The 12,048-nt window shown below is 67.5% G+C and carries 16 protein-coding genes; 9 read left to right on the forward strand and 7 right to left on the reverse strand.

From position 1 onward, the window contains the following. Window positions 1-65 precede the first annotated feature (65 nt). The gene (locus tag BEMPMBAN_RS29850) at window positions 66-365 is read left to right on the forward strand and encodes a DUF503 domain-containing protein (protein WP_159235078.1); all 300 of its coding nucleotides are present in this window, start codon (window positions 66-68) and stop codon (window positions 363-365) included. 12 nt (window positions 366-377) lie between these two features. Here the strand turns inward: BEMPMBAN_RS29850 and BEMPMBAN_RS29855 are convergent, their stop codons facing one another. Next, entirely contained in the window at window positions 378-1,205 is an 828-nt protein-coding gene (locus BEMPMBAN_RS29855; RefSeq protein WP_159235079.1) for a tRNA (adenine-N1)-methyltransferase, read from the reverse strand. 84 nt (window positions 1,206-1,289) lie between these two features. Here BEMPMBAN_RS29855 and BEMPMBAN_RS29860 point away from each other — a divergent pair, with 84 nt between their 5' ends. From BEMPMBAN_RS29860 to BEMPMBAN_RS29880, 5 genes are all read left to right on the forward strand, one after another. Continuing rightward, window positions 1,290-2,168 carry a RecB family exonuclease gene (locus tag BEMPMBAN_RS29860; RefSeq protein WP_159235080.1) on the forward strand — a complete coding sequence of 293 codons (879 nt, stop codon included), beginning with the start codon at window positions 1,290-1,292 and terminating at the stop codon, window positions 2,166-2,168. Continuing rightward, window positions 2,165-3,013 (forward strand): thioesterase family protein, encoded by an 849-nt coding sequence (locus tag BEMPMBAN_RS29865; protein WP_159235081.1) that lies wholly within the window; start codon window positions 2,165-2,167, stop codon window positions 3,011-3,013. The genes BEMPMBAN_RS29860 and BEMPMBAN_RS29865 overlap by 4 nt, the downstream gene beginning before the upstream one ends. 188 nt (window positions 3,014-3,201) lie before the next feature. Further along, complete coding sequence (locus BEMPMBAN_RS29870) at window positions 3,202-3,525, forward strand: ArsR/SmtB family transcription factor (protein ID WP_159235082.1); 324 nt, start codon at window positions 3,202-3,204, stop codon at window positions 3,523-3,525. After that, window positions 3,518-4,030, forward strand: a complete 513-nt coding sequence (locus BEMPMBAN_RS29875; RefSeq protein ID WP_159235083.1) for an SRPBCC family protein — start codon at window positions 3,518-3,520, stop codon at window positions 4,028-4,030. Before BEMPMBAN_RS29870 ends, BEMPMBAN_RS29875 begins: the two co-directional genes overlap by 8 nt. Continuing rightward, complete coding sequence (locus BEMPMBAN_RS29880; protein WP_159235084.1) at window positions 4,027-4,641, forward strand: flavodoxin family protein; 615 nt, start codon at window positions 4,027-4,029, stop codon at window positions 4,639-4,641. The genes BEMPMBAN_RS29875 and BEMPMBAN_RS29880 overlap by 4 nt, the downstream gene beginning before the upstream one ends. On the opposite strand, the gene BEMPMBAN_RS29885 is transcribed toward BEMPMBAN_RS29880, so the two are convergent. From BEMPMBAN_RS29885 to BEMPMBAN_RS29910, 6 genes are all read right to left on the reverse strand, one after another. After that, a complete protein-coding gene (locus BEMPMBAN_RS29885; RefSeq protein ID WP_159235085.1) occupies window positions 4,625-6,013 on the reverse strand; it encodes an FAD-containing oxidoreductase in 1,389 nt (462 codons plus the stop codon). The genes BEMPMBAN_RS29880 and BEMPMBAN_RS29885 overlap by 17 nt on opposite strands. An 8-nt stretch (window positions 6,014-6,021) precedes the next feature. Continuing rightward, the gene (locus BEMPMBAN_RS29890; protein ID WP_159235086.1) at window positions 6,022-6,504 is read right to left on the reverse strand and encodes a DUF4126 family protein; all 483 of its coding nucleotides are present in this window, start codon (window positions 6,502-6,504) and stop codon (window positions 6,022-6,024) included. Window positions 6,505-6,568: 64 nt separating this feature from the next. Beyond that, the gene (gene hisG / locus BEMPMBAN_RS29895) at window positions 6,569-7,441 is read right to left on the reverse strand and encodes an ATP phosphoribosyltransferase (RefSeq protein ID WP_159235255.1); all 873 of its coding nucleotides are present in this window, start codon (window positions 7,439-7,441) and stop codon (window positions 6,569-6,571) included. Between the two features lie 44 nt (window positions 7,442-7,485). Continuing rightward, window positions 7,486-7,767, reverse strand: coding sequence for a phosphoribosyl-ATP diphosphatase (locus BEMPMBAN_RS29900; protein ID WP_159235256.1), 282 nt, complete (start codon window positions 7,765-7,767; stop codon window positions 7,486-7,488). A 39-nt stretch (window positions 7,768-7,806) separates the two neighbouring features. After that, window positions 7,807-9,414 (reverse strand): MFS transporter, encoded by a 1,608-nt coding sequence (locus tag BEMPMBAN_RS29905; protein WP_159235087.1) that lies wholly within the window; start codon window positions 9,412-9,414, stop codon window positions 7,807-7,809. A gap of 102 nt (window positions 9,415-9,516) precedes the next feature. Next, on the reverse strand, window positions 9,517-10,200 hold the full coding sequence (locus BEMPMBAN_RS29910; RefSeq protein ID WP_159235088.1) for an HAD family hydrolase: 684 nt from the start codon (window positions 10,198-10,200) through the stop codon (window positions 9,517-9,519). A gap of 111 nt (window positions 10,201-10,311) precedes the next feature. On the opposite strand from BEMPMBAN_RS29910, the gene BEMPMBAN_RS29915 reads away from it, so the two are divergent. The 3 genes from BEMPMBAN_RS29915 to hpxO are packed head-to-tail and all read left to right on the forward strand — an operon-like array spanning window position 10,312 to window position 12,045. Then, window positions 10,312-10,542 (forward strand): hypothetical protein, encoded by a 231-nt coding sequence (locus BEMPMBAN_RS29915; protein ID WP_159235089.1) that lies wholly within the window; start codon window positions 10,312-10,314, stop codon window positions 10,540-10,542. After that, window positions 10,539-10,862: a hydroxyisourate hydrolase gene (gene uraH, locus BEMPMBAN_RS29920; protein ID WP_159235090.1), complete on the forward strand. Its 324-nt coding sequence runs from the start codon at window positions 10,539-10,541 to the stop codon at window positions 10,860-10,862. The genes BEMPMBAN_RS29915 and uraH overlap by 4 nt, the downstream gene beginning before the upstream one ends. A 16-nt stretch (window positions 10,863-10,878) precedes the next feature. Next, a complete protein-coding gene (hpxO, locus tag BEMPMBAN_RS29925) occupies window positions 10,879-12,045 on the forward strand; it encodes an FAD-dependent urate hydroxylase HpxO (protein ID WP_159235091.1) in 1,167 nt (388 codons plus the stop codon). Window positions 12,046-12,048: the final 3 nt, after the last annotated feature.

Consider the following 12,048-nt stretch of genomic DNA (forward strand, 5'->3'; position numbering starts at 1 on the left):
CCCGTCGGCACCGCCACCCCCACCCCCGTCGGCACCGCCGACACCGACACCGACGCGCTGACCGGATGTGGATCGGTTGGCTGGAGTTCGACATCCTGCTCGGCGACGTGCGATCGCTCAAGCAGAAGCGGTCGGTGATCCGCCCGGTGATCGCCGAGCTTGCACGCAGGTTCTCGGTGTCGGCCGCCGAGACCGGCTCGCAGGACCTGCATCGGCGGGCAGCGGTCGGAATCGCGGTGACCGCCGCAGATCGCGCCCATGTGGTGGATGTGCTGGACGCCGCCGAACGACTGGTGGCCGCGCGACCCGAACTCGAACTCCTGTCGGCCCGTCGAGGCCTGCGACGAAGCACCGATGACGACTAGGTGTGATGTCAGCTAGGTGAGGCGCTTCTTGCGCACCGGCACCGGCGCGACCGCGCCCGGCGCCAGCTTGCGGGCGCTGATCAGAAACGCGGTGTGGCCCCGCATGGTGTGCTCCGGGCGGACCGCCAGACCGACCACGTGCCAGCCGCGCTGCATGCTCTCCCACGCCCGGGGTTCGGTCCAGCACTGTTGTTCGCGCAGCGCCTCCACGGTTTTGGACAGCTGCGTCACCGTGGCCACATAGATGATCAGCACCCCACCGGGGACCAAGGCCTCGCCGACCGCATCGAGCACCTCCCACGGCGCGAGCATGTCCAGGACCACGCGGTCCACCTCGGGCCCGGTGTAGGCGCCGACGTCGGCGATCACCAGCTCCCAGTTCGGCGGTTGTTCACCGAAGAACGTCTCCACGTTGCGGACCGCATGCTCGGCGTGATCCTCGCGCAGCTCGTAGGAGGTCACCCGGCCCTGCGGCCCGACGGCTCGCAGCAGCGAGCACGTCAACGCTCCTGATCCCGCACCGGCCTCGAGCACCCTGGCCCCGGGGAAGATGTCGCCTTCGTGGACTATCTGGGCCGCGTCCTTCGGATAGACCACCTGGGCGCCCCGTGGCATCGACATCACGTAGTCGACCAGCAACGGCCGCAACACCAGGAACTGGTCTCCGTTGGTCGAACGCACGACGCTGCCTTCGGGCAGTCCCACCACCGCTCCGAGGTTGATGATGCCGCGATGGGTGTGGAACTCGCCGTCGGGCTTGAGCACCATCGTGTAACGCCTGCCTTTCGCGTCGGTGAGCTGTACGCGATCACCGACGGCGAATGGACCCGTTCTTGGCACAGCTGATCAGCCTGCCAGTAGACGCGCCGGAGGACGTGGGCGGGGTTGCCCGGATTTGTCGTAGCCCGGTCATAGGCTGGGTGCATGAGCGAGCAGACGGGACAGCCGGTGCGGCGCCCTGCACTGTCTCCGTCGCGGGCAAGCGACTTCAAGCAGTGCCCGCTGCTGTACCGCTTCCGCGCCATCGACCGGCTGCCGGAGCCGTCGTCGGCCGCACAGGTGCGCGGTTCGGTGGTGCATGCCGCCCTCGAGCAGCTGTACACCCTGCCTGCCGCCGACCGTGTCCCCGAGACGGCGGCGGCGCTGGTGGCACCCGCGTGGGAGCGGGTGGTCGCCGAACAGCCCTCGGTGGCCGCCGACATCGATCCGGAGCTGCAGGCCGAGCTGCTCGAGCAGGCACGCGGCCTGCTGTCGGGGTACTACCGGCTCGAGGATCCCACCCGTTTCGATCCACAGAGCTGTGAGCAGCGCGTCGAGGTGGAACTCGAGGACGGCACGCTGCTGCGCGGCTTCGTCGACCGAATCGATGTCGCCGCCACCGGCGAGCTGCGGGTGGTGGACTACAAGACGGGCAAGGCGCCGCCGGAGGCACGGGCGCTGGCCGAGTTCAAGGCCATGTTCCAGATGAAGTTCTACGCGGTCGCCCTGCTGCGGTCCCGCGGTGTGCTGCCGACCCGGCTGCGGCTGCTCTACCTCGCCGACAGCCAGGTGCTGGACTACTCGCCCGATCACGACGAGTTGCTGCGCTTCGAGAAGACGTTGATGGCGATCTGGCGGGCCATCCGATCCGCCGGCGCGACTGGCGACTTTCGTCCACAACCGTCGCGGTTGTGCGACTGGTGCGCTCACCACGCCCACTGCCCTGTCTTCGGTGGCACTCCCCCGCCGTATCCGGGTTGGCCCGACACATTCGACGAGGGGGACGCTGACACTGTGCTGCACGTCGCGGAGCCGGCTGCGTGATCGACTGCATGTTCCGCCGCCACGGCGCTGACGGGGAGGACGAGGTCTTCGAGTCGACCGACGGCACCCGCAGCAACTGGGATCCCGAAATCCAGCACGGATCACCACCTCTGGCGTTGCTGACCCGGGCCATCGAGAACCTCGCCGCGGGGTCGGGGCTGCGGATCGCTCGGCTCACCCTGGACATCCTCGGCCCGATCCCCGTGGCCACCGTCCGGGTCCGGGCCCGGGTGGAACGGCCGGGCAGCCGGATCTCGCTGATGAGTGCAGAAATGCTCACCGATCGGCCGGACGGCAGCCAGCGGTCGGTCGCCCGCGTCACCGCATGGCTGCTCGCCCCCAGCGACACCGCAGACGCCGCCACCGACCGATACCCGCCGCTCGTGGAGGGCGATCCGGCAGCCGTCGCCCACGCGTGGGAGGGGGCGCCGGGCTACCTGGAAGCGGTGAGCTGGCGCAGGCAGGCCACCCCGGAAGATGCCGCCGTGGCCGGTTCGGGCGGCTCCGCCGCCGTGGCCGGTTCGGGCGGCTCCGCCGCCGTGGTGTGGCTGAGTCCGCTGGTGCCACTCGTGGATTCGGAGCCCACAACACCCCTGCAGCTCCTGGCGATGGTGGTCGACTCGGCCAATGGCATCGGCGCAGCCCTGGACCCGCAACAGTTCGTCTTCATGAACACCGACACCGTCGTGCATCTGCACCGACTACCCACCGGGCAGGACTTCGCGCTGCGCGCGCGTGGGTCGATCGGCCCGGACGGCATCGGCGTGACCACCGCCGAGATCTTCGACCGCCGAGGATTCATCGGCACCTGTGCGCAGACGCTGCTGGTGCAGCGCCGCGAATGATCGACGCGAGCTCGCGCAGCAGTTCGAGCACCTGGCCACCGAGCGTGAACTGACGGTCGTTGCACCGGTCGATTCACAACCGTGAGGGCACGTTCGCACACGCTGACACCGCCGCTGCTGCGCGCGATCAGCGATTCCACCCTTAAATTTACTTGCATCTATATAGATGATCAGTAATACTCGATCGGGTGGACGTGTTCGAAGCGGTCGCCGAGCCGAATAGGCGAGTCCTGCTGGATGCCCTGGCCGACGGCGAGCGCACTGCCGGCGAACTGGTGGCCACTCTCCCCGAGCTGACCCAGCCGACGGTGTCCCGCCACCTGCGGATATTGCGTGAGGTGGGCCTGGTCGAGGTCCGGCCGCAGGCGCAGCGCCGCATTTACGCGTTGCGGGCCGACGGCCTGGTGGCCATCGACGACTGGATCGAACGCTACCGGCGCTACTGGGCGGGCCACCTCGACGCTCTCGAACGCCACCTGGAACGCACCCACCAAGGAGGCGACGATGACTGACCACGGACGACTGCTGGTCGACGACGGCCGTGCGGTGCTGAGCTTCGAGCGCCGCCTGGCTTTTCCGATGGAGGTGGTGTGGGCCGCGCTCACCGACGCCGATCAACGTGCCCAGTGGTTCGGCCAGACCGTGATCGCCCCCCGCGAAGGCGGTCTCATCGACATGATCCCCGACGGGCCACCCCTCCCGCCGGACGGCAAGCGGATGACCGGGCGGATCCTGGTCTGGGATCCGCCACATGTCCTGGAGCACGAGTGGCGCCAACCCATCGTCGAGGACGGCGTAGTGCGCTACGAACTGAGCGCCGACGGCCCCGACGGCAGTCACACACTGCTGCGTTTCACCCACCGCGGCCTCGGCCGGAGCAACGCCTCCGGGTTCCTCGGTGGCACCCACGCATACCTCGACCGTCTCGAATCGTTCTTGGCCGGGGAGCCGCGCCCCGACTGGCTCACCCGCCGCCGGCAGATCGACCGAACCCGGACAGCAGGTGAATCACGATGAGCACCAACGCTTCCCTGCCCGCCGAGGCACGCGTCGCCGTCGCATACCATTCCGGCTTCGGCCACACCCAGGTGCTCGCCGACGCCGTTGCGGCGGGCATCCGCGACGGCAAAGCGACCGCGCACCTGATTCCGGTCGACCAGATCACCGACGCCGACTGGCAGATCCTCGACGATGCCGACGCCATCGTGTTCGGCAGCGCGACCTACATGGGCAATGTGTCGGCGGAGTTCCAGAGGTTCGCCGAGAAGACCGGCAGACGCTGTGTGAACGGCACCTGGCGCGACAAGGTGGCCGCCGGGTTCACCAACTCGGGCGCCAAGAGCGGTGACAAGGTGCAGTCCCTGGTCTCGATCGCGGTGTTCGCCGCGCAGCACCACATGCACTGGGTCAACCTGGGATTGGGCGCCGGGTGGAACAGCTCGAGAGGCAGCGAGCAGGACCTCAACCGACTGGGATTCTGGTTGGGCGCGGGCGCGGCAACCGATGTGGACGCCGACGCCGACCGGGTCCGTTCCGCAGACAAGGCGACCTGTCGGCACCTTGGGCAGCGGGTCGCCGAGGTCACCAGGCAACTGCTTGCCGGGCGGGCGGTCACTGCAGCGGCTTGAGATCCTGCAGCATCGTGGGAACGAGCTCGCTGACGGTCGGATGAATGTGCATCGTGCGTGAGATCGCGGTGTAGCGCAGCCCGGCGGTCATCACATCCAGGATGTCCTGCACGACTTCGTCACCGCCCACCCCGAGGATCGCGGCCCCCAGGATCTGCTCGGTCTCGGCGTCGACGACGACCTTCATGAAACCCTGGGTCTCCCCCTTCTCGACTGCGCGGCCCACCCGGGTCATCGGGCGCTTGCCCACCAACGCTCGGCGGCCCGAACGGCGAACCTCGTCGACCGTCATCCCCACCCGGCCCAGCGGAGGGTCGATGTAGAGCGCGTAGGTGGTGATACGGTCACTGACCTTGCGGGGATCGTCGTCGAGCAGGTTGGCCGCGACGATCTCGAAGTCGTTGTAGGACGTATGGGTGAAGGCGCCACGTCCGTTGCAGTCCCCCATCGCCCAGATGTGCTCGACGCTGGTCCGCAGTTGATCGTCGACGACGACGTAGCCGCGGCGGTCGGTCTCGACACCTGCCACATCCAGCCCGAGGTCGTCGGTGTTGGGTTGCCGGCCCACCGCGACGAGGAGGTGACTACCGGCGATCGGCTCGGCGCCGTCGCGGGGCGTGACGGTGAATCCGCCGGTGTTGTCGTCTGCTCTGGCGAAGCTGATGCCGTCGGCGCCGAGCACCACGTCGATGCCTTCGTTCTCCAGAATGTCCTTGATGGCGGCGGAGACGTCCTCGTCCTCGCGCGCAGTCAGCCGGGGACCCCGCTCGACGACGGTCACCCGGGCCCCGAAGCGCCGGTACATCTGGGCGAACTCCAGCGCGATGTAGCTGCCGCCGATGACCACCAGATGCTCAGGCACGGTGTCGAGTTCGAGGATCCCGACGTTGGTGAGATAGTCGATGTCGGCCAGCCCCGGCATGTCCGGTGCAACGGCGCGGCCACCGACGTTGAGGAAGATCCGGTCGGCCTCGAGAAGCTGATCGTCGACCCGGATCGTGCGCGGACTCTCGAAGCGGGCGTGGCCGCGAATCAGGGTGGCGCCCTTCATCCCGTCCAGCCAGGACTCCACGCCCTCGCGGTTACCGATGCTGACGCGGTCTTTGCGTGCCTTGACTTTGGCCATGTCGACGGTGACGGTGCCGGTGTTCACGCCGAACTCGTCGCCGCGCCTGGCCAGGTGTGCCGCGTGCGCGCTGGCCACCAGGGTCTTGGTGGGAATGCAGCCATAGTTCACGCACGTCCCGCCGACGAGCTTGCGTTCGATCACCGCCACGGTCTGGCCGGCGGCGGTGAGCCGGCCGGCCAATGGCGGGCCGGCCTGCCCGGCGCCGACGATGATCGCGTCGAACTTCGCTGTTTTTTCTGTCATCTCACGTCCTAGACCAGGCTGACGAGGAACGCGACCAGGAAACCGCCGCCGACCGCGAGGACGTCTTCACCGAACGCGCCGGGGCGGTCGTTTCCGTTCCTGGCAGCTGACACCCTGCTTCGCAGCGCAGCGCCGCCGAGAGTGCCGAGCACAGCACCGATGAGGCCCGCGCCCAGGCCGATGAAGCTGTGGAAGAAGGCGCTGCCGATCACTGCGCCGGCAAAGCCGCCCATGATCAGGCGGGCGATGAACTGCGGCGGGACCTTGCGGCTCGGCGTCTTGGGCAACTGATCGGTGACGAGTTCCGCGAACAGGAAGATGGTCAGCACGGTGACGGTGATGGGGTGCGCCATCCACTCCGACCACTTGTCGCCGACGTCGATCCAGCCGAGCATCGCACCCCAGGCCACCACGGCAGGAGCCGTCATTGCGCGAAGGCCGGCGACCACACCGATCAACAAGGCTAGAAGCAGAACCAGGACCTGGGTCATCGGACCTCCGAGCGGTGGACAGACACCGGGACGCTAACACGCACTACCGCGTCATGCGGCAAGATCAGAGTCGGCAGAACCGGATGTCCGAAGCCAGGATCGCCTTGGCGCCGATCGCCGCGATCTGATCCATGATGGCGTTGACGTCCCGCCGGGGAACCAACGCGCGCACCGCGACCCAGGCCGGGTCGGCGAGCGGAGCGATCGTCGGCGACTCCAATCCCGGCGTGACGGCGGTGGCCTTCTCCAGCACCGCGCGGGGGCAGTCGTAGTCCAGCATCAGATACTGCTGACCGAACACCACTCCCTGAACACGTTTGGCCAATTGGTCTCGGGCAGCCGCCTTTTCGCCATTGCCTCCCGAGCCTTGGCCAGCTGAGTCGTCGCGTTCGATCAGCACCGCCTCGGAATCACAGAGCGACTCACCGAACGCCGCCAGATCGTGCAGCCCCAGGGTGCGACCCGAACCGACGACGTCGGCGATCGCGTCGGCGACGCCGAGCTGCACCGAGATCTCCACGGCGCCGTCGAGCCGGATCACCGTCGCGTCGATCCCGCGGGCCGTGAGGTCTTTTCGCACCAGGTTGGGAAAGGCGGTGGCGATCCGTTTGCCCGCGAGGTCCTCGACCCGCCAGGACCGCCCTCTCGGGGCCGCGTACCGGAACGTCGACGAACCGAAGCCGAGCGCCAGCCTCTCCCGCACCGGCGCCACGGATTCCCGGGCGAGATCGCGGCCGGTGATGCCGAGGTCCAGCTGACCGGACCCGACGTAGATCGCAATGTCCTTCGGCCGCAGGAAGAAGAATTCGACCTGATTGGCCGGGTCGACGACGGTCAGGTCCTTGGTGTCGGTGCGCCGCCGGTACCCGGCCTCGGACAGAATCTCGGCGGCCGGTTCACTGAGCGTGCCCTTGTTGGGGACCGCAACCCGGAGCATCGGCGATGAGCCGCTTGCGCGAAGAACATCCGGCACCGTCACGGTCACAGCTTCCGGTACACGTCGTCGAGCGACAGGCCCCGCGAAACCATCAACACCTGCGTCCAGTACAGCAACTGGCTGATCTCCTCGGCGAGCGCCTCATCACCCTCGTGTTCGGCGGCCAGCCACACCTCGCCGGCCTCTTCGAGAATCTTCTTGCCGATGCCGTGCACACCCTGGTCGAGCGCCGCGACGGTGCCGCTGCCCGCCGGGCGGGTGCGCGCCCGGTCGGTCAGTTCGGCGAACAGCGCATCGAAGGTCTTCACGGGCAGCGATTCTTTCATGCCGCTCGACCGCTGCGCGAACAGCCGCACAGTGATCGCTCAGGTCTGAGTGGGCTCGTGGTGCTTGGCTTCGCTGTGCATGTCCTCGAGCGCCTTGCCCTTCGTCTCCTCGACGAACTGCCAGACGAACACCAGGGACAACACCGCGCACAGCGCGTAGAACCCGTAGGCGAGGCCGAGGAAGTCGCGCAGGCCCGGGAAGGTGACGGTGATCAACCAGTTCGCCGTCCACTGACCGGCCGCGGCCAGCCCCAACGCCGCAGCTCGGATGCGGTTGGGGAACATCTCGCCGAGCAGCACCCAGACCACCGGTCCCCAGGACATCCCGAACGCGACGACGAACAGGTTGGCGGCGACCAGAGCAACCGGTCCGGCGACGCCGCCGAGCTGTGGTTGACCGTCGACCTGCGGTGCGGTGCCGAAGATCACCGCCATCGTCCCCAACGTCACCGCCATGCCGGTGGAGCCGACGAGCAGCAGTGGCTTGCGGCCGACCTTGTCGATCAGTGCGATCGCAACCAGCGTGGTCGCGATGTTGGTCATCGAGGTGATGACCGTGATCGTGAAGGACGAACTCTCGTCGAACCCGACCGCCTGCCACAGCACATTCGAGTAGTAGAAGATCACGTTGATGCCGACGAACTGCTGAAAGATCGACAGACCCAGACCGACCCAGACGATGCCCCAGAGGCCACCGATGAGCGCGACCCCGATCACCAGCGCGAGGAACACCGCCGCGAGGGGCCACAGCCCGGCGCCGAACGCCGCCACGGCTAGCACCACCAGCAGAGACAGCAGCCACCACAGATACCGCCTGATCCAGACGACCGGCGCCGACGTCGTCGCGCCCTGGCGCAGCGGCCGCGACAGATCCCGCCAGGACGGCGGCTCTTCAGACCGAAGTGAATCCTGGATGCGGCTGATGGTGATCTCGAGGTTCTTCTCACCCAACAACCTGGTCAGGACCCGCCTCGCCTCCGGGATCCGGTGCGTGGCAACGAGATAGCGCGGCGACTCGGGAATCGTGAAGGCCAGCAGCCCGTAGGCCAACGCCGGGATGATCTCCGCCAAGAACATCCAGCGCCAGGCCTGCAAGCCAAGCCACAGCTCTTGATTGGACCCACCGGCGATCTCGGCGAGCGCCCAGGCGACGGCCAGCGCCACGAAGATGCCGGACACGATCGCCAGCTGCTGCAACGAGCCGAGGCGGCCGCGGATCCGCTCGGGAGACGTCTCGGCGATGTAGGCGGGGGCGATCACCGAGGCGATACCGACGGCGACACCGCCGACGATGCGGAACACCACGATCACCCAGATGTTGGTTCCGATACCGGTGACGATCGCGCTGATCAGGAACAACGCGGCGGCGATCTTCATCACCCACAAGCGGCCCACGGCGTCCGCGAGCCGACCTGCGGTCAACGCACCGACCGCGGCACCGAGCAACGCCGAGGCGACCGCGAAACCCAGCGTCGCGTCGTCGATCGCGAACTCTTCCTGCAGCGCGCCGACGGCGCCGTTGATCACGGCGCTGTCGAAGCCGAACAGCAAACCGCCGAGCGCAGCCACCGACGCCACCCGGGCGGCACTGCGTCCGGAGCTGAACTCATTGTCGACGGGAAGCCCGCCCCCCACTCCGCCACCCATGACGCGTCCCTTCCACACCGAGGCATGAGAGATAGATCACAGATACGATCGCACACAATGCTGCCCTGTATGGGCGGTATCAGGACTCCGCGTTCGTGGCGATCAGGCGGTGCGTTCCCGCCACTGCCCGTCGATCTCGGCGTGGATCCGGCGGAGGTCTGAGGTGGCGAGCTCGGCGAGCGAGCCGACCTGTCGGCGCCGCCGCCCGCCCGGCACCGGGACGTCGTTGGGCACCACCAGCACCGCGCATCCGGCCTCCTCCGCGGCCGCGCTGCCGGTCACCGAGTCCTCCACCGCCAGGCAGTCCGAGGGCTCCAGACCGAGGAGTTCGGCTGCACGCAGGTAGGGATCGGGTGCGGGTTTGCCGTTCGGCACCTCATCACCGCACACCGAGACCGAGAAGTAATGCCGGCCAATGCTGTTGAGCGCCCGTTCGGCGAGCTCGCGCTGGGTGTTGGTCACCAGCGCCATCGGAGTGCGTTCGGCGGCAAGCGCTTCCAGCATCTCGCGGGCTCCGTCACACCACGGCAACCCGTTGTCGAACAGTCCCGCGGTGTGGTCGTGCAGCCAGCGGATCGACTCCGCCATCGCGTCCGGATCCGGCTCCAGGTTCAGTTCCGCGTAGACGGTCACCATCGTCTCTTCGGCAGAAGCCCCGACGAGCGCTGTTCTGGTCTCCCGGCTCATCGCGCCGCCGAAAGAAGCGTAGAGCGTGGAAAGTGACACGTCCCACAACTTCTCGGAGTCGACGAGGGTGCCGTCCATGTCCCAAAGCACTGCTCGCACCCGACCATTGTGGCACGCGGGCGCAGCGGTGCGCGAACCGCTCGAAGTGCGAGGATCCGCCGCGTGTCCGATCCTTGGACGATGGTGGCAGCGATCACGGCGGAGCCGGCTATGCCCAGACACCTGGGCGACGAGGTGCTGCCTGTCGCGACCGGGCCGACCGAGAAGCGGTCCACCGGGGTCTGCGACGGTGTCGCCTTGCCCAGTGCCTTGTCCGAAGTCGACGAGGACGACCACAATGACGTGGTGACGTCGGCCCCACTGGGCAGCGAAGAGTTCAACTGCCTACCCGAACAGCAGCGGATGCGGCTGCAACGGCCGTTGTCGAAGGGGACGCCGTGAAAACGTTGAGCACCCATGTTCTCGACGCGATGACCGGCACGCCGGCCGTCGGGGTCGGGGTCACGGTCACCGACACCTCCGGCGGTACCGTCGCCGTCGCTTGCACCGACGACGACGGCCGGGTCACATCACTGGCCACCGATCTCACCGTCGGCGTCTACCGGCTGCGTTTCGACACCGGAGGTTATTTCGCCGCCACCGATGTCACCGCGTTCTACCCAGAGGTGGTGATCGCCTTCGAGATCACCGACACCGTCGAGCACTACCACGTCCCGCTGTTGTTGTCGCCGTTCGCATACTCGACCTACCGAGGGAGCTGAGAGGGTTGGGGCAGACGTGAAAGCAGTGATCATCGGCGCTGGCATGGGCGGCATGAGCGCGGCACTCGCGTTGCGCCAAATCGGAATCGACACCCACGTCTACGAACGGGTGACCGAGAACAAGCCCGTCGGTGCCGCGATATCGGTGTGGTCCAACGGCGTCAAATGTCTGAACTACCTCGGGCTGGAGAGCCGGACCGCCGAACTCGGCGGCATCGTCGAGACGATGAGCTACCTCGACGGGCACACCGGCCAGACCATGTGCCGGTTCTCGATGCAACCGCTGATCGACGAGGTCGGCCAGCGCCCCTACCCCATCGCCCGCGCCGAGTTGCAGTCGATGCTCATGCAGGCCTACGGCCTCGACGAGATCAACTTCGGCCACCGGATGGTCAGCGTGCACGACGGTCCCGACTCGGCGACGGCGACCTTCGCCGACGGGAGCACGGTATCGGCGGACTTCGTCATCGGCGCAGACGGGGCCAGTTCGATCACCCGCGAATACGTGCTGGGCGGGCCCGTGACCCGGCGTTACGCCGGGTATGTGAACTACAACGGTCTGGTCGATGTTGACGATGCGATCGGCCCCGCGACCGAATGGACCACTTATGTCGGCGACGGCAAGCGGGTTTCAGTGATGCCCGTGGCGGCCGGGCGCTTCTACTTCTTCTTCGACGTCGTCGAACCCCAAGGGGCGCACTACGAGAAAGGCAGTGCGCGCGAGGTTCTGCGTGCGCATTTCGCGGACTGGGCACCGGGGGTGCAGACGCTGATCAACGTACTCGACCCGGCCACCACCAACAGGGTCGAGATCCTCGACCTGGATCCTTTCTACACCTGGGTCAAGGGCCGGGTCGCCGTACTCGGCGATGCCGCCCACAACACCACCCCCGACATCGGGCAGGGCGGATGCTCGGCGATGGAGGACGCGGTGGCGTTGCAGTGGGCGTTTCGTGATCATCCCGACGACGTGCCTGCGGCCCTGGCCGCCTACCAGCAGTCACGGGCCGAACGGGCCGGCGATCTGGTGCTCCGGGCCCGCAAGCGATGTGACCTCACCCATGCCAAAGATCCCGAGAAGACCGCCGACTGGTACGCCGAGTTGCGAGAAGAGGACGGCACCAACATCATTCGCGGCATCGTCGGCAACATCGTGGGCGGACCGTTGACCCCGGTCAGCTGACCT

This window comes from Mycolicibacterium austroafricanum, from assembly GCF_902705885.1.
Taxonomy (GTDB): Bacteria; Actinomycetota; Actinomycetes; order Mycobacteriales; family Mycobacteriaceae; genus Mycobacterium; species Mycobacterium vanbaalenii_A.

Coding starts and splice junctions, on each gene's coding strand:
- BEMPMBAN_RS29890 (WP_159235086.1), bottom strand. CDS start 6,504: ATGACCCAGGTCCTGGTTCTGCTTCTAGCCTTGTTGATCGGTGTGGTC.
- hisG (WP_159235255.1), bottom strand. CDS start 7,441: ATGCTCCGGGTTGCGGTCCCCAACAAGGGCACGCTCAGTGAACCGGCC.
- BEMPMBAN_RS29915 (WP_159235089.1), top strand. CDS start 10,312: ATGCCCAGACACCTGGGCGACGAGGTGCTGCCTGTCGCGACCGGGCCG.
- BEMPMBAN_RS29860 (WP_159235080.1), top strand. CDS start 1,290: ATGAGCGAGCAGACGGGACAGCCGGTGCGGCGCCCTGCACTGTCTCCG.
- BEMPMBAN_RS29850 (WP_159235078.1), top strand. CDS start 66: ATGTGGATCGGTTGGCTGGAGTTCGACATCCTGCTCGGCGACGTGCGA.
- BEMPMBAN_RS29880 (WP_159235084.1), top strand. CDS start 4,027: ATGAGCACCAACGCTTCCCTGCCCGCCGAGGCACGCGTCGCCGTCGCA.
- BEMPMBAN_RS29905 (WP_159235087.1), bottom strand. CDS start 9,414: ATGGGTGGCGGAGTGGGGGGCGGGCTTCCCGTCGACAATGAGTTCAGC.
- BEMPMBAN_RS29885 (WP_159235085.1), bottom strand. CDS start 6,013: ATGACAGAAAAAACAGCGAAGTTCGACGCGATCATCGTCGGCGCCGGG.
- BEMPMBAN_RS29900 (WP_159235256.1), bottom strand. CDS start 7,767: ATGAAAGAATCGCTGCCCGTGAAGACCTTCGATGCGCTGTTCGCCGAA.
- BEMPMBAN_RS29875 (WP_159235083.1), top strand. CDS start 3,518: ATGACTGACCACGGACGACTGCTGGTCGACGACGGCCGTGCGGTGCTG.